11 protein-coding genes and 5 pseudogenes are annotated in these 15,359 nt (G+C 68.9%); 5 read left to right on the top strand and 11 right to left on the bottom strand.

Annotation, left to right across the window (positions count from 1 at the left end; genetic code table 11):
* Positions 1-53: 53 nt before the first annotated feature.
* Together AB5J50_RS40805 and AB5J50_RS40800 are read right to left on the bottom strand one after the other, a co-directional pair.
* Complete coding sequence (locus AB5J50_RS40805; RefSeq protein ID WP_369263671.1) at positions 54-1,274, bottom strand: alpha/beta fold hydrolase; 1,221 nt, start codon at positions 1,272-1,274, stop codon at positions 54-56.
* Positions 1,271-1,993, bottom strand: coding sequence for a flavin reductase family protein (locus AB5J50_RS40800; RefSeq protein WP_369263670.1), 723 nt, complete (start codon positions 1,991-1,993; stop codon positions 1,271-1,273). Before AB5J50_RS40800 ends, AB5J50_RS40805 begins: the two co-directional genes overlap by 4 nt.
* A 302-nt stretch (positions 1,994-2,295) precedes the next feature.
* On the opposite strand from AB5J50_RS40800, the gene AB5J50_RS40795 reads away from it, so the two are divergent.
* The 3 genes from AB5J50_RS40795 (at position 2,296) to AB5J50_RS40785 (ending at position 5,181) form a co-directional block, all read left to right on the top strand.
* Positions 2,296-3,162: an alpha/beta hydrolase gene (locus tag AB5J50_RS40795; RefSeq protein WP_369263669.1), complete on the top strand. Its 867-nt coding sequence runs from the start codon at positions 2,296-2,298 to the stop codon at positions 3,160-3,162.
* Complete coding sequence (locus AB5J50_RS40790; RefSeq protein ID WP_369263668.1) at positions 3,155-4,051, top strand: alpha/beta hydrolase; 897 nt, start codon at positions 3,155-3,157, stop codon at positions 4,049-4,051. Before AB5J50_RS40795 ends, AB5J50_RS40790 begins: the two co-directional genes overlap by 8 nt.
* Positions 4,052-4,329: 278 nt before the next feature.
* Positions 4,330-5,181 (top strand): MBL fold metallo-hydrolase, encoded by an 852-nt coding sequence (locus AB5J50_RS40785; protein WP_369263667.1) that lies wholly within the window; start codon positions 4,330-4,332, stop codon positions 5,179-5,181.
* 1,019 nt (positions 5,182-6,200) lie between these two features.
* On the opposite strand, the pseudogene AB5J50_RS40780 reads toward AB5J50_RS40785, so the two are convergent.
* Positions 6,201-6,616: pseudogene (locus AB5J50_RS40780) on the bottom strand (IS21 family transposase); the annotation flags it as partial.
* 116 nt (positions 6,617-6,732) lie between these two features.
* Between AB5J50_RS40780 and AB5J50_RS40775 the strand changes: the two are divergent.
* Positions 6,733-7,192 (top strand): annotated as a pseudogene (locus AB5J50_RS40775) (transposase); the annotation flags it as partial.
* 1,031 nt (positions 7,193-8,223) lie between these two features.
* Here the strand turns inward: AB5J50_RS40775 and AB5J50_RS40770 are convergent.
* Both AB5J50_RS40770 and AB5J50_RS40765 read right to left on the bottom strand, forming a co-directional pair.
* A pseudogene (locus tag AB5J50_RS40770) lies at positions 8,224-8,325 on the bottom strand (3-oxoadipate enol-lactone hydrolase); the annotation flags it as partial.
* A gap of 32 nt (positions 8,326-8,357) precedes the next feature.
* Entirely contained in the window at positions 8,358-9,395 is a 1,038-nt protein-coding gene (locus AB5J50_RS40765; protein WP_369263666.1) for an IS110 family transposase, read from the bottom strand.
* Between AB5J50_RS40765 and AB5J50_RS40760 the strand changes: the two genes are divergently transcribed.
* A complete protein-coding gene (locus AB5J50_RS40760; RefSeq protein WP_369263665.1) occupies positions 9,388-9,531 on the top strand; it encodes a hypothetical protein in 144 nt (47 codons plus the stop codon). The genes AB5J50_RS40765 and AB5J50_RS40760 overlap by 8 nt on opposite strands.
* A 305-nt stretch (positions 9,532-9,836) precedes the next feature.
* Here the strand turns inward: AB5J50_RS40760 and AB5J50_RS40755 are convergent.
* From AB5J50_RS40755 to AB5J50_RS40730, 6 genes and pseudogenes are all read right to left on the bottom strand, one after another.
* A pseudogene (locus tag AB5J50_RS40755) lies at positions 9,837-10,588 on the bottom strand (transposase family protein).
* A 144-nt stretch (positions 10,589-10,732) separates the two neighbouring features.
* Positions 10,733-10,870, bottom strand: a pseudogene (locus AB5J50_RS40750) (IS5/IS1182 family transposase); the annotation flags it as partial.
* A gap of 307 nt (positions 10,871-11,177) precedes the next feature.
* Positions 11,178-12,278, bottom strand: a complete 1,101-nt coding sequence (locus AB5J50_RS40745) for a 2Fe-2S iron-sulfur cluster-binding protein (RefSeq protein ID WP_369263664.1) — start codon at positions 12,276-12,278, stop codon at positions 11,178-11,180.
* Between the two features lie 23 nt (positions 12,279-12,301).
* Positions 12,302-13,213 carry a metal-dependent hydrolase gene (locus AB5J50_RS40740; RefSeq protein ID WP_369263663.1) on the bottom strand — a complete coding sequence of 304 codons (912 nt, stop codon included), beginning with the start codon at positions 13,211-13,213 and terminating at the stop codon, positions 12,302-12,304.
* A gap of 88 nt (positions 13,214-13,301) precedes the next feature.
* Positions 13,302-14,225 (bottom strand): alpha/beta fold hydrolase, encoded by a 924-nt coding sequence (locus AB5J50_RS40735; protein WP_369263662.1) that lies wholly within the window; start codon positions 14,223-14,225, stop codon positions 13,302-13,304.
* Positions 14,222-15,358, bottom strand: a complete 1,137-nt coding sequence (locus AB5J50_RS40730; protein WP_369263661.1) for a hypothetical protein — start codon at positions 15,356-15,358, stop codon at positions 14,222-14,224. Before AB5J50_RS40730 ends, AB5J50_RS40735 begins: the two co-directional genes overlap by 4 nt.
* Between the last annotated feature and the right edge of the window lies 1 nt (position 15,359).

Below are 15,359 nucleotides of genomic sequence, written 5' to 3'. Positions count from 1 at the left end.
TCCTGCAGGCACGGTTGCTGAAGGTGGCCGCGCGGGACAGACGGGGAACTGGGCTATGCGCCCGGAGCGGGCTGCGGGTCGCCCGCATAGAAGTGATCGGACGGGACGATGCCGACCAGCCGGTCGCGGACCGTGGCGGAGAATCGCAGGACTGCTCCGAGCGGACGATGGTGGATCGCCGCCCGGACGACATCGCCCTCTGCGTTCTTCTCCAGAAGAGTGACGCCGGAGATCTGCACTCCGCCGAACGCCGTCGCCTTCCACTGCAGGTAGGTCGTGGTTGAGTCGGAGGCCTCGGCCGTGAACTCCAGCGACTCGTAGATCGTGCTCGCAGCCGCGAGAGCAGAGGCGACGAGCGCGCGACCGGCGATCGGCCGGGCAAGAATGCTGGCCTCCAGCACGACGTCCTCGGCGAAGCCCTGGGCGAAGGTGTTCTCGGAATGCTCCGAGAAGCCGCTGCGCCAGCCCGAAGCCGCATCGTCGGCATGCAGGTTCTGGAGGAAGTCGAGGACTTCGCGGGCCAGGGCGTGGGGGTGCTCCACGTGCAGCCAGTGCCCGCCGCCGGCAACGGTCGCCAGGCGCGCACCGGGGAAGCGCGGCGCGATGGCTCCGGTGATCAGTTCTCCGGTGATGAAGCCGTCGCTGTCGCCGCGGACGATGAGGACGGGGCCGGAGTACGCGCTCTGTTCCGGTGCCTCCTCGACACCGTTGTTCCAAATGTCGACGTACCGTGCGGCCACGGGCGGGGCGACCAGCAGGCCGCTGCGGCCCAGCGCGTCCAGTGCCTCCTTGTCGAGCGCCGGCGAGAGCTGGGTGCGAACGGCGCGCTGGGCCTCCGCGTTCCCGCCGAGTGCCCGGAACGGCACAACGGCCTCTTCGGGCAGACGGGTGCCCCCGAGCGGGACCGGCGTGAGCAGAACCAGTCCGGCGACGCGCCCGGGCCGGGCGGCGGCCGCGAGTTCGGCAACCTGGGAGCCCATGCTCTGGCCCACCACGACGACGGGCCCCTTGATGTCGTCGACGACGGATGCGACCTCGTCGGCGAACAGGGCCAGGCTCAGCTTCTCCGTGTCCTCGGCCGAGGACGCACGGGTCCCGGAACCCGGAAGATCGATACGCGCCGTCGCCACGGCACCCTTCAGGGCTTCGACGAAGCCGTCCCAAACCGTGGCATCGTCCAGGAAGCCGTGGACGAGCAGCAGTGTCGGCGCCTGCGGGAGCGCCTCGCCACCGCCGGTACCGGCTGGGTCGGCGTGAACAAAGTCTCTGGTCATTTCGGTTCCGTCCTCGTTGATCCGGAAGGCGACCATTCCGCCGTGTCGATGGGTGAGAAGTCCGTCGGACGTTCATCGAGCCGCGCGCTGCGCGTCACGCGCAGACGCTCGACGAGCTCCTCGGGAAGGGGGGTGGTGAAGATGTTGTCGACGAGCGAGTACTCGGCAGCCAGACGCCCAACGGCCCCCAGGGCACCGGTGTCGATGCGCCCGCCGGGCAGGTAGAGGTCGTCGCGCACGTGGAAGCGCTCCACGCGCCCCCAGACCACGTGGTCCGGCATCGGGGGCATGGGGATGATCCGATCGACCACACACTCCATGGAAACAGGGGCGTCGGCGATCCGGGGCGCCGCTACGACCTCGCACTTGCCCTTCTCCAGGCCGAGTGCCTCGAATTCGTCGACCTCTGGGTCGAACTCGAAGGCGGAGCGGTGCACTTCGTCGGCATGGCCGATCGACGCCATGTTCACCACGAACTCACCGGTGTCCCGGATGTTGACGAACGTGTCCTTCAGGGTGACCTCGTCGGAGCGGGGCTGAAGGGAGATCGACACGATCGGGGGAAGGCGGCTGACGACGGTGAAGAAGGACACCGGGGCCAAGTTGCCGATGCCCGCGGTCGACCGGGTGCTGACCCAGGCGATCGCGCGCGGCAGAACACTGCCGATGAGAAGTTTGTAGCTCGCCCTGGCGTCGAGCGATGCCGTATCGATGATCATTTGCACTCTCCGTTGAACGCCTCTCCGAAGGCTGCCGGTCTCGGCTTGCTCTCGGCGCCCGCGACGATGGCCGGCTCGAATCTCGGTCGGTACCGGGTGCGGATAGCCCCGGGGAAGCTCGGGGCGAGAGGGACGACCTCTGATGTGTACAGGAGCGTAGCGCCTACACTTGTGACAACGCCAGGTGTGCGCCACCTGAAATGCCCGCCGGGACCCCGGAGAGGGAAGGCCGCGTCAATACATTTGAAATGACAGAGTCATACCGTTGTCACCTATGTACCCAGCTGTTAGGGTCCGCCGCTATGAAAGCAACAACGCTTCCAGGTCTCACCGGGGAACCGGCACTGGAGATGCTCCACGCCGCACCATTGAGACCCGCGGCACCCGGAACACCCCAGTTGCTGTTCGTGCACGGTCTGGGCTACGCCGCCTGGGTCTGGGAGGACTGGATGGCAGCGGCGGCCGCGGCCGGACACGACAGCTGGGCGGTCTCCCTGCGCGGCCACGGTGGCAGCGGCGGCACCGCCGCCCGCTCCGCGCTGAGCGACTACGAGGCCGACGTCGTCCGCGCCGCACGCTCGCTCCCGGGGCCCGTCGTGCTGATCGGGCACTCCATGGGCGCGCTCGTCGTCCAACGCGCGGCCGCGGCGGCGAACGCCGCTGCCATGATCCTGGTCGCTCCGCTGCCCCCACGCCCCGCGGTGCACACGATTCTGGCGGTACTGCGCCGGCAGCCGTTGGAAGTGCCGCGCTACATAGCCGGCAGGCCGATCAAGCTCGGTCCCCACATCCTCTACGCCCACCCGGACGACCCGGCGACGGCCGAGGCGAGCAAGCGCCTGACCCCCGACTCCCCGCTCGTCCAGTACCAGTTCCTCTTCCACCGGCCGACGCGCGTGCCGCCGCTGCCGGTCCTGGTACTCGCCGCCGCGAAGGACCGGCTCGTGCCCCTCGTCTCCGTACGGGCCACTGCGCAGCGCTACGGAGCGCGACTCCGGAAAATCGCCGGCGTCGGACACACCATGATGCTCGACCCGGAATGGGCCGAGGGCTGGAAGCAGATCGAGTCCTGGCTCGCCGACGGCCCCCCGACGGCAGCCCACCCCACCGGCCCGCCACCCACACGGCGCGGCAGGAGTGACAGTAAGGAAAAGAGGAACCATGGTTGACAGGCGAGACGTGGCCTTCACCGCCGACGGTGGAGTGACCCTGCGCGGGTGGTACTTCGTACCCGAAGGCGAAGGCCCGCATCCGGCCATCTCCATGGCTCACGGCTACGCGGGCGTCAAGGAGCACGCCCTGGAGGGCTTCGCCCGGCGGTTCGCCGAGGCGGGCTTCGCCGTACTCCTCCACGACCACCGCACGTTCGGCGCCAGCGACGGCGAGCCACGTCAGGACGTCAATCCGTGGGTGCAGGCCGAGGACTGGCGTCGGGCGATCTCCTTCCTGGAGGCGCAGCCCGAGGTCGATCCGGACCGGCTCGGCGTCTGGGGAAGCAGTTACGGCGGTGGGCACGCCATCGTGCTCGGTGCCACGGACCGGCGCCTGAAGGCCGTCGTCGCGCAGGTCCCGAACATCAGCGGCTACCGGCAGGGGCTTCGACGGGTGCCTCCGCATCTCGTTCCCGCCCTTGAGGAGGGGTTCGCGGAGGAGGAGCGCAGCGCCGCCCGCGGGGAACCGATCCAGTACCAGCAGATCGTCAGCAGCGATCCGGCGGTCCGCGCGTCCTACTACTCCGGCGACGCGGTCGACTTCTATCTCCAGGAGCTGCCGGAGGGAGTCTGGGAGAACCGGGTGACCGTACGGTCCACGCGCATGGCGCGCATGTACGACCCTGGGTCGTTCATCCGCAGGGTGTCCCCCACGCCTTTGCTGATGATCGTTGCCAAGGACGATTACCTGACGGTGACCGACGTCGCTCTCGAGGCCTACGAGGACGCCCTCGAACCCAAGAAGCTGATCCTCATCCCCGGTGGCCACTTCGACCCGTACCTCGCCCAGTTCGAGCGCGCCTGCTCGGAAGCACTCGACTGGTTCCGGAAGTTCCTGCAGGCATAGAACGAGTGCACCCGCGAGGGAATCGGCCGGGTCAGCATCCGGCCTGATGGATGATCAGACCAGCCCGCCGGTGAACTCCTCGTCGTTCAAGTGACGGCAAGGATCTTGGAAGCGAGACCCCGCCATTGCCCCCGCCTGGCGAGCCAGGCACCCGGCTGGACGGCGTCCGGACCCGGTATTCCGGGCGAGCTGGAGCAGTTCACGGAAGGTGCGCCCCAACACGGCCGCCTCGACCGCGGGGCACGGGCCCCATGACGACTAAACGATAGGAGTCGGCCTTGGCCGGTAAGAAGGACCTTCGATACGCGGTCCACATCTCACCCTCGATCCCCACAGAGATCAGTGATCTGCCGCCCGGTGTGGAGCGGCGGATGTGGTCGCCCATCTCCTCGACGCTCGTCTACGGCGAGCGGGACGCGGTACTCGTCGACCCGGTCATGACGGTCCAGCAAGCCGTCGCGCTCGCCGAATGGGTGGAAGCGTACGACCGGAATCTGACGGCGGTCTACGTCACCCACGGGCATGGAGATCATTGGTTCGGGCTGGCGACCCTCCTCGAGCGCTTCCCGAACGCCCGAGCGGTCGCCACGCCGGCGGTCGTCGAGCACATGGCGAAGCAGATGGAGCCGAGCTTCGTCGAGAGCTTCTGGAACGCGAGGTTCCCGGGCCAGATCCCGGACCGCCTCGTGGCAGCCGACCCGATGAAGGACCAGGTGCTCGAACTCGAGGGCCGAGAGTTGACGGTCGTGCCGCTCGGTCACACCGACACCGACGACACGACCGCGCTGCACGTCCCGTCCATCGGGCTCGTGGTCGCCGGGGATGCTGCCTACAACGACGTGCACCTCTATCTCGCCGAGTCGCCGAGCGAGGGCCGCAAGGCGTGGAAGGAGGCGCTCGGCGTGATTGCCGGCCTCGGAGCCGACCATGTCGTGGCGGGGCACAAGCGTCCCGGCCGGCCCGACTCCCCGGGCATCCTCGCCGAGACCCGCGCCTACATCGATGACTTCGAGGACTGCGTCGCGCGCACCGCCTCCACTGAGGAGCTCTACGAAGCGATGCTGGAGATCCATCCGGACCGGGTCAACCCGGGCGCCCTGTGGGGCTCGGCCCGTTCGGTGAAGGGCTGACACGACACGCCTTCTTCGGCCCCGTGCCACTGTGGCCTGCACCATGTGTCCGGCTGACAGCCGATCACCGACCCGTGGTACGCGCAGGGCCGCGCTGTTCAGGCGGTCGCGGCGGTCTGCTGTGTGGGTGAGGGCGGTGTAGGAGCGTCGTCGCCACTGCCACGCACCTTGGGAAAACTTCATGCCCGACTTTGCCCACGCCGCCCGACACCACCGACTGCTCGACCGGATCGAACATGTGGCGGAGCACGCCTGACTTGAGTCCTCGGAAGGGGCTTCGCCACGCGGCGGGCACTCGCGGCAGCTCCGCCCCCAGCGTGGACTATTTGCGGGCAGGCGCCGCGGAGTCCTGAGCTCCTGCTACGCCGGGTTCTGTGCACGGACAAATGCCCGCAACACACCAGCCAATGTCAGGAGGCAATGGGCTCGGGTCATTGGCTCCCTGCCCTCTGGTTGTCACCTGTCGGCGGCCGGATGGTTCTCGATCCCCGCGAGCCCTCCGAGGTCGTTCTGGCGGCCGTTGGCTTCGGTCATGGCGCCGATGCTCGTACGGCTCCAGCCAGGAGGCCGTCGAGCTCGGCTTGTTCGAAGGCGTCGGCCAGCGCCTTCGGGACACTCCCGACAGGCAGCCCCGGTGGGCTCGTTGAGCCCACGGCCGCCCGGCACCTGGCTCGAAGACAACCACTATCCACCCCCGGAAGTAGGTCATCGGCCAAGCCGGCACTCTTCCCGAAGGTCATCAGCGGGCCGAGGCGGCATCCTGCGAGTGCGCAGATCCCCTCGGCCGCTTCGGGCCCGTCGGCCGACTCTCCGACCTGACACCGCGTCACCGCCGCAATCGCCGTCCGTACGCGTCTCAGCCGGACGGCGCGCGCCCGACGGTCACGCCGACATGGCCTGCCCGCCGTCTTCGGCGTCTTCCGCGCAGGCGGCGGCGAGGTCGTCCACCTGGCCGATGTGGCCCTGCTGCGGTCCGAGCCGGCCGTGTTCGGGCCGGTGGCCTCCGACCCGACGGTCTCCTGAGCTCCGGGAACCACCTCGAAGCGGCGGTGCATACCGGCCAACTCCCGGGGCTCGATGCCCAGTTCACCCGCGATCCGCGGCCGGGCCTCCTGCAGATACAGCTTGACCCGCTGATAGTCGATCGTCGAGCCGTACTCCTTCACCAGGCGTTCGTGCACCACGGCGCCCTTGATGAGGATCTCCGTCCGCAACATCGCGTCGATCAGCGGGGCGACTTCGTCGACGCTTTTCTCCGCGGCCTGCCGTTCGAGGTTCGCCTTGGTGGTGCGGACGGCGCCGTGGTGGACAGGTACTTGCGGACCGTTACGGTCCAGGCCCGTCTCCCTGGCACCTCCGTGAGGCTGACCGCCCCGGACTCGACCAGGGCACGGAACCGCCGCAGTTCCAGCCAGCGTTGCGGGTCCAAGACCACCGCGTCACCGCCCTCCGCCACCACTCACCGGACGAGCAGCAGAGTGCCGGGGACCACGCTTCACTGCACCATCAAGCGTCCCTTTTCACTCGTACGCGACCGGGGACGTTCACGTGTACGCCGACAACCACGGCCGCGGCGGGTCCGGCGAGCTGGTCGTGGGCATGCTGCGGCCCGGCAACGCGGGCTCCAACACCGCCGCCGACCACATCGAGGCCACAAAACTGGCCCTGGCCCAGCTGCCGAAACGGCACCGACTCCGACGGCGGCACCCACGAGTTCATCGCCTGGCTCGCGAAGCGCGGACGGTGGCTGTCGTACTCGGTCGGCATGACCGTCACCGACGCCATCCACCAGGCCGTCCTGAAGGTCCCGGCCTCGGCCTGGACGCCGGCCGTGGAACCCGTCGGTGAGATCCGCGACGGCGCCTGGGTCGCCGAACTCGCCGGCGACCGCCTGACGGGCTGGCCGGAAGGGCTGCGGCTGATCGTGCGCAAGGAACAGCCGCACCCCGGCGCCCAACTGCGCTTCACCGACGCCGACGGCATGCGGTTGACCTGCTTCGCCACCAACACCGCCGACGAGGCAATCGCAGTCGACGACCTTCACCACGGGGGCAGGCGTGACCACCGCTCGCGTCTACTGCCACCTCGTCTCCGGAAGCGGCGACGGCTACTGCGACGAGGTCACCCTGACCCAGCAGTGAACAACACCCGGTGGGCGTGGGAAAGCGCACTGCACTGACTCACTTCACTGCCCCGGGCTCCGCCGCTCCCCACAGGATCGGCGGAGCCCGGGGCAGCGCGCGTGCCACCGCACCTCGGTGCTCCCACCTGCGAAAACGGGCACCCGAGAGATCCGATTCAGCAGCGGTCGAACAAGTCAGCGTCGAACAGTGCAGCGACGACGTGACGTCCGGGCCGCCACATGTCCTGCAGCCGCTGAGCCAGCGAGTGGGCCCGACAGTGTCCCGCCGAGGACACCGTTGGCGAATTCGGCGTTGGTCGCCAAATGACCTTGCGGCGGCGGGATGATGGGCGAAACGGCGTGGGGGCGCGAGTCTGAGGTGATCGAGGTGTCGCTGCGTCCACGTCTGCCGGGTGAGGTTCCGGCCCAGACCGCCGAGGTGGCCCGGCTGGCGTGGCTCGGCATCACCCTGAGGGGCGTCCGCACCGAGGTTCCCGCAAATGAGATCGCCCAGCAGTTCCAGCGTTCTCTTCCTGAACTTCACGACGCCCCGCCCCAGACCCCACGCCAGCAACGACGTGCGAACCATTGTGCCCTGCAGTCGCAGGACCCGAAGGTGCGAGCGGCTCCCCCTCCGAAAGAGCACCCTCGTCTCGGAGTGCCGATGCCTTCCTGGAACCCGCAGGACGAGACCATGCGCGGATGCCCGTGGCTCGCCTGCCATCAGCGTGCCGACGCGGTCCCCGTCTACGCAGGACCCCCGCCGGAGCAAGCCGACGGGGGTCCTCACCTGTCACGAGCGATCACAAGCGATCACGGGCGGGTCACCAACCCCGCGGACGCACTCACGTCACAGGGCTCTGACCTGGACTTACGCGCTCACCCTGGACCAACTGGACGCCCATGGACGGTTTCTACGACATATGCCAGGTGGTGCCCAGTGAGGGACCGAGGATCAGGACCGGGGCGTCTTCTGGCCCGTCAAAGCGGTATTGCAGGGTGTTCATCGGTGTCTCACTCACCCGCCTGACCCTCTCATCTGTCACGGACGCCCCTATAACGGGGGGTCGGTAGAGACCATCCTGACCAGGTTGAAGACCTCGCGGGCGGCATATCGCTTGAGGCAACGGATGATCTCACGACGGGTCTTGCCCTCCTGGGTACGGCGTTCGTAGTACGCCTGGGTGCGCGGGTCGTGGCGCAGCCGGGTGAACACGATGCGGTGCAGAGCGGCATTCGCCTGCCGGTCGCCACCATGGTTGAGCCGACGCGAGCTCCGACCGCCCGAGGAGTACTCGATGGGGCTGACTCCGCACAGCGCGGCGAAAGACGCCTCGCTGCTCAGCCGCTCGGGATTGTCGCCCATGGTGATCAGGAGCGTGACAGCGGAGTCCGGGCCGATACCAACCGGCGCGAGCAGCTGCGGGGCATGTCGTTCAACGAGCCCGGTCAGTCGCTGATTCAGCTCATCGATCTGCCCGGTCAGCTGCTCGATACGCTGAGCCAGCAGGTTCAGCGTCATGAGAGTGGCCTCAGCTACGGTGTCCTCATCGCCCCCGCCGGCCCCGCCCTCGCGCGGACTGAGGCCCGCGCAGGTGCGGAACAGTTCACGGTTGCCCAGGCTGAAGAGTCGTTCCCGCAGGGCGGGGTCGGCTACGACCAGAACGGCCTTGAGCTGGTTGATCGCCTGGGTACGGGCCTTGACCGCGGAATCCTTGGCGAGTTTGAACATCCGAGCACTCTGCACCGGACCGTCGCCGGTCTTGGCGCGGGCCCTGGCACGACCGCTGAGCACGGCCCGCGCGGCAGCCTGCGCATCGAGCGGATCCGACTTCCCCAGCAGACGACGGGCCGAGCGGTCGGGCCGATTCACCTCGAACACCACGACCTGCTGCGCCAGCAGGTAGCGCGACAGGCCCGCGCCGAAGGTACCGGTCCCCTCCACCCCGGCCCGCCGCACCACTCCCGACTTGCGAGCCCAGGCGAGCAGCCGACGATAGCCGACCGCCGTGGCCGGAAAGGACTTGGTGCCCAGGATCTGGCCCAGCGGGCAGACCACTGCGGCAACATGAACCTCGCCGTGTGTGTCCACCCCCAGGACGACCTCGCCCCACGCGGGCGGGCCTGTGCTGGTGGAAGAGGTGCTGCGCTGTCTGGTCGTCATGCTGGTCCGCCTCCCGCGTGGTGATGTGCTGGGTGGCTGGCACCTGCCCGGTCGGGCGGTCTGAACCGTGATGGCGCCTGAAAGACGGCAAGGCCCCTATTGGGACACACCCTGTGGCTCGGTGACAGCAGGCATCATCCCGCAACGGCAGTCGACAGGCCCGTGACAAGACACTTCGGTCACAGGTGTCATGAGTCAGACCCCCGTCCGGAACGGTGTCACGCAACCGTCCCACTACCCCCGGCGCAACCGCACGACCCAACCGCTCCCGGAAGACTTCGTCCGAACCGGTACTGAACCTGCCCTGGACGGGATAACGATGAGTTGACTCCTCGTCCACCCGTGACCGGCATTGAGGCTTTTCCATCCTCACGTTGATGCGCGGTGAAGGACGAGGACCGCCTTCACGATGTCGGCGATCCGGGGTCGTACTGCAGCGGAGTTTTCGCAGGAGGCGTCAGCCCTTCAGGAGGGCCATGGCCTGTTCGCCGACGCAGCGGATCTTCGCGTGGGTGGTGTTGTGGCGACGCCTCCACAGCTTGAGCCGACGGCCTCGAAACGGTACGTGGCCCGGATGTCCGGCACCTTGGTACGCCTTGTCAGCCCAGCACTTGAGCCGTTCGGCCGCGACCGCGTCGATGATTCCGTGGCGTCCGGCGGCCGTCAGGTCATGGGCCGAGCCGGGCAGGGCGGGCGAGGCGCACGGCAGACGGCCGAACGGATCGGTCAGGACCTGGACTTCATGCCGTGGCGTTTGTATTTCCCTGCAGTACGTGGTGTCGGCGGCGATCCGGTCGATCGGCAGGAGGGTGCCGTCCAGGACCACGAATGCCTTCTTCCCGGCCGTGTCCGCGCCCTCGGCCAGGCTGGGAGCGCGGGCGGACAGGAAGTCGACGGCCTCGGGGATGTAGCGGTAGACCGTGGCAACGCCAATACCGAACCCGGCGGCGAGCCGGGCGTAGGTGTCACCGCACCGCAGGTGAGCCAGGGCGAGCAGGGCCTGCCGGTCGGCTGCCGCGTCGCCACCACGTACCGATCTCACGTCCTCGCGCGGCCAGTTGCCCGGTCAGGTAGCGCAGCGTGCGGCTGGACAGGTCGATCGCCGACGGGTGGACAAGCACGCGAAGCTCCGTAAGTTGTTGGATGGCCCGGGAGGGCCGGGTGTGGCTTACGCGAAGCTGTCTTCAGTGGCTCGCCAGGAGTGGCCGCCCAGCCCTTCGGGGCGCCCTGGCTGCTAATTGAGATCTGCGATTTTGTCGCTGTTTTTGGCGGCCAACCCGGGCTTGGTACAGGATCGCGTCGACGATCTCTCGCATCTCGTACCGGCCCTCACGACCGCTGACCGAGCGGTGCTGTCCCTTCCAGGACGTGATGACCGGCCGGATCAGCTCCCACACCTCCAAGTCGCCCTCGCGTCAGCACCGCGCACTGCCGGGGCTGTCGCAGCGGCCGGCCACGCCGGCTGATCCGCGACACCGGCGCGGGAAGCGTCGGAGATGGGGGTGAAGATCAGCCAAGTGATGTCCCGTCAACCGTTCGCGCTGCGCCCGGTGGCCGGCCTGGTGGCTCGACTTGCCGCTGGATCTGGCCGGTGTCCCGGATGGACCGTCTCATCGTCCAGGCAGTGCGTCGCGCCATGGGTCGGGTGTCAACCCTGCCGTTGAGGTTCCTCGCGGCGATGGCCGCGCTCTACGGGCGCTCGGCCATCGCTCACACCTCCAGCACCAACCGCTCTCCTTCCGGTGCACGCGAGACGCAGGGCAGCATGGCGCCGGCCGCACGTTCGGTGGCCGTGAGCCGACGGTCACGATGATCGACATGGCCATGGGCCACCCGTACCCGGCAGGTGCCGCAAAACCCCTGGCGGCAGGAGAACGGTAGGTCCGGCAGGGCCTCGTGGAGAACATCCAGGGCGGAGCGGTCGTACGGCACTGGCAGAACCCGTCCGGTGTCGCCCAGCTGAAGTTCGAAGGGACGGCCGTCCGTGATCGGGGCCGGGGCGAAACGCTCGAAGTGCAGGGCTGACGCGCGGCTGTCACCGAACGCGCGCCGAACGCCGTCGATCATGGGCGCGGGCCCGCAGCAGTACACCGCACCCGCCGCCGGGCTCAAGCTCAACAGATCGGCTGCTTCGGGCACGCCGGACTCGTCGTCAGGACGGATGAAGACCCGGCCAGGGGCCGCGGCCGCGAGTTCGGCCAGCTCTGCCGCGAAGGGCATCGAGCCGCGGCTGCGGCCGGTGTGCACGAGCCTCCAGTCCAGCCCGCGTCGGGCGGCTTCCCGAGCCATCGGCAGGATCGGGGTGATGCCGATGCCGCCCGCGATGAGCAGGACGACTGCTTCGGCGGCGAAGGGGAAGGCGTTCCGGGGCCCGGTGATGGTGACCCGCATACCGTCCCCGAGGGCGTCGTGTACCTCGGCCGAACCGCCTGCGCCGTTGGCGATGCGGCGTACCGCGATGCGGTACCGGTACCGGTCGGCCGGGTCGCCGCACAGAGAGTACTGCCGCTTGCGGCCGGAGGGCAGGTGCAGTTCGATGTGGGCGCCGGGCTGCCAGGGCGGGAGTGTTCCCCCGTCGGGTGCTGCCAGCCGCAGGGAGACGACATCCTCGGCCTCTTGGTGCTTGGTGGCGACCACCAGTTTCCGGATCACGGGCATCTCGGTGGCCGGCGGGCGCCTGGGAGGAGTGCTGCGCCGCGCGAGGCGCGTGACCGCGTTGTCGCTGAAGGCCGCCAGCTTCTGCATGAAGGAGTCGCCGCGCGGTCTGCCGTACAGGTCCGGCGGCCGGGTGAGGGGTGTGCTGATGTCCAAGGGATGCCTCGCTGGTTGCTGGGTCATTGGGCAGCCGCTCGGGCAGCGGGGGACGCCGCCAGGTAGGCGACCGCCTGCTGGGTCGAGCCCTCCTGGGTCGGGTGGTAGCCGGGGCGGAAGTAGCGCAGTACCGAGCGGGCGAACGCGCCCGGTGGCGGCAACAGGTCCTTGCGGGCGGCGGCCAGGTAGTCGCGGAAGCGGACCTTGACCCGGTCGTCGAGTTCGGGGTCGGCGCTCATCAGGAAGCGGACTCCGCGGATCCACAGCCGGGTCAGCACCGGAGCGGTGACGAGCATGCCGGCCACTCGGCGCCGGTACCGGGGATCGAGGTGCACCAGCAGGTCGAACGCCACCGAACGGTGCTCGACCTCCTCCGCGCCGTGCCAGCGGAACAGATCGAGCATCGCGGGGTCTGCGCCGGCCCGGTCCAGGTGCCCGTTGCTGAGAATCCAGTGACCCATGTACGCGGTGAAGTGCTCGAAGGCCGCGATGAGGGCGAGCCGTTGGAGGAGGTGCGCGTGTGTGGCGGCCGGCGTCAGCTCCGGCCGGTCTCCGAGCACCCTTCGGAAGATCCATTCGGACTGCACGGTGTACGGAGCCGGGTCCAGCCCCTTGGCGAGCAGGTGCTCCAGGACCTCCTGGTGCGCCTCGGCGTGCATCGCCTCCTGGCCGATGAAGCCGCGTACGTCCTCGCGCAGCCGGTCATCGGTGATCAGCGGCAGTGCCTGCTCGAACGTGCGCACGAACCAGCGTTCGAGTTCGGGGAGCATCAGGTGGAGTACATCGAAGGTGTGGGTCGCGAAGGGCTCACCCGGCAGCCAGTGCAGCGGGGTGGCGCCCCAGTCGAAGGTGACGTCCCGGGGTTGCAGCACCAGGTCGTGGTGGTCGATGAGCTCGGACGGACGCTCCGGGTGGGCATGTGCGGCTCGGAACATGACAGGTTCCTCCTCCGTCGGCGATCGGTGTGTGCGGAAGGGCGGTCAGGCAGTCGTCCAGTACTGCCAGTCTGTTACTGCTGGTCTGTCAGATCGGGTGCGCGGTGTGGTCCGGATCGCGGCGGGAGCCGTCTTCGATGCGGTTGGCGAACTCCGCGATCCGGGACGCGATCTCCTCGGGGTGGCTGAGCTGTACCCAGTGCCCGGCGTCGATCGGGCGCCGTTGTATCTGGCGCGTCCAGTGCTCCACTCCGTACGACAGCACCGGGGTGACGCAGAAGTCGCGCGTGGGGATGATGAGCTGAATCGGGACGGTGGTCGGCCGGTCCCGGGGACGCAGCAGGCGGGGCAGCATGTTGGCGCGGTACAGCGCGGTGCCGACCACGGCGTCGCGGGCCAGCGTTGGCGCGGGGTAGGGGGTGTGCGCGGGCACGCCTTGGGAGCCGGTGAGGAAGGCGCGCCAGCGGTGTCCCAGTGCTCTCCAGGTCAGGGCGGGCAGGAGCGGGAAATGGAAGTAGGCGATGTACCAGGACCGTGCGGCCTGCCGCAGCATCTTCGGCAGATCCGGATGCCGCGGCCGAAGGCGGGCCCGGATCAGGTGGCCGACGTGGTCCAGGCAGGGTCCGGAGATAGAGGTGAACGAGGCGATCCGCCCGGCCAGGCGGGTGCCGGTGACCGACTCCCAGGAGTGGATCGATCCCCAGTCGTGTCCGACCAAGTGCACCGGGCGGTCGGGGCTTACGGCGTCGAGAACCGCCTCCAGGTCGGCTTCCAGTCGGGACATCCGGTAGGCGCGCAGACCCCTGGGCCGGTGGGAGGCTCCGGCTCCCCGCACGTCGAAGGCGGTGACGTGGAAGCGGTCGGCCAGGCGCTCGGCGACGGGGTGCCACACGGCGCTGGTGTCCGGATAGCCGTGGACCAGCACCACCGGAGGAGCCGTGGACGCTCCCCATTGGTAGGTGGCCAACTCCACGCCGTCCGCGGCGATCCGGCGGGCGGCCAGGCCGGTCATCGGCCACTACCGGCAGGGCTGAGTTCGCCGTAGTTCAGGCCGCCGTGGAAGAAGCTGGGCTGCACCGGCCAGTGCCGCTTGAAGGGGGCCAGCTCGGAGGAGGGCAGGATCTGCAGCCAGCGTGGATCGCGCCGGCTGGGGTCGGCGAGGGTCTTCTCCTTGACCATGGAGTCGTACTGGTCGAGAGAGTCCTCCAGGGTGTTGGCGTTGGGCACCACCTCGTGGCCGTAGAACGCGGCGTGGCGGCGCACCCCGGGGATGCGGGAGAGCTCGGGCTGCCAGTTGTCGGCCGAGATGCCGTTCTCGGAGGAGACCCACACGCCGTCGGGGGTGTTCAGCACCAGGGAGTGGTTGCCGTCGGTATGGCCGGGGGTCCACAGCAGGCTGACGCCGACGCCGAGTTCGACATCGCCGTCGAAGGCGGTGATGCGCTCGTCCGGTACCCCGTCCATGCCTCCGTCGACGTACCAGGCCCACTGCATCGGATGCACTGATTCGAAGGTGCCCAGCTCTCTGCGGTGCACCAGCAGCCGGGCGCGCGGGAACAGCGCTTCGCGGGGCGCCCGTTCGCCGGGAATGGTGCTGGTGCTTCCCATGATCATGCGCACGTCCTGGACGTGCAGGTGGTCGAAGCTGACGAAGTCCACGTCCTCGGGTCGCAGACCGCAGGAGGGCAGGACGGTGTTCGGGTCCTGGTAGAAGCGGGCGAAGACGTGCTCGGTGAGAAAGTCTCCCGCCAGACGCTTGAGCTGGGCGTAGAACGGCGCTTGAGCCGTTCCGGCGGCGACGGTCGGCTCCCACACCAGTGTTTTCGGCTCACCGTCGAAGCCGTCGAACTGCACGACGAGCATCCGGTTGACGATGCTCACGAACGGGTTGACGGCGAGCGCGGCGCCGTGGAAGCCGAACCGGGTCGGGTACGGGGCGGCGGCGATGTCGAAACTGCGGACGGCGTGGATGTGGCCCTGCTGGACGAACCGCTCACGGTAGGTGGCCGCGGCGCCGCGCACGGCGCTCAGCCGGTCACCGCGGGGCCATACGTCGTGGACACCTTCGAATTCGGGGATGGGGCGCGGAGCGGCGGCGTCCTGGGCCTTCTTCGCGCTGGGCGCCGGCTTGGGCGTGGTGGTCACG

Source organism: Streptomyces sp. R35, from assembly GCF_041053035.1.
GTDB lineage: Bacteria > Actinomycetota > Actinomycetes > Streptomycetales > Streptomycetaceae > Streptomyces > Streptomyces lutosisoli.
This window is presented reverse-complemented; position numbering and strand designations above follow the sequence as displayed.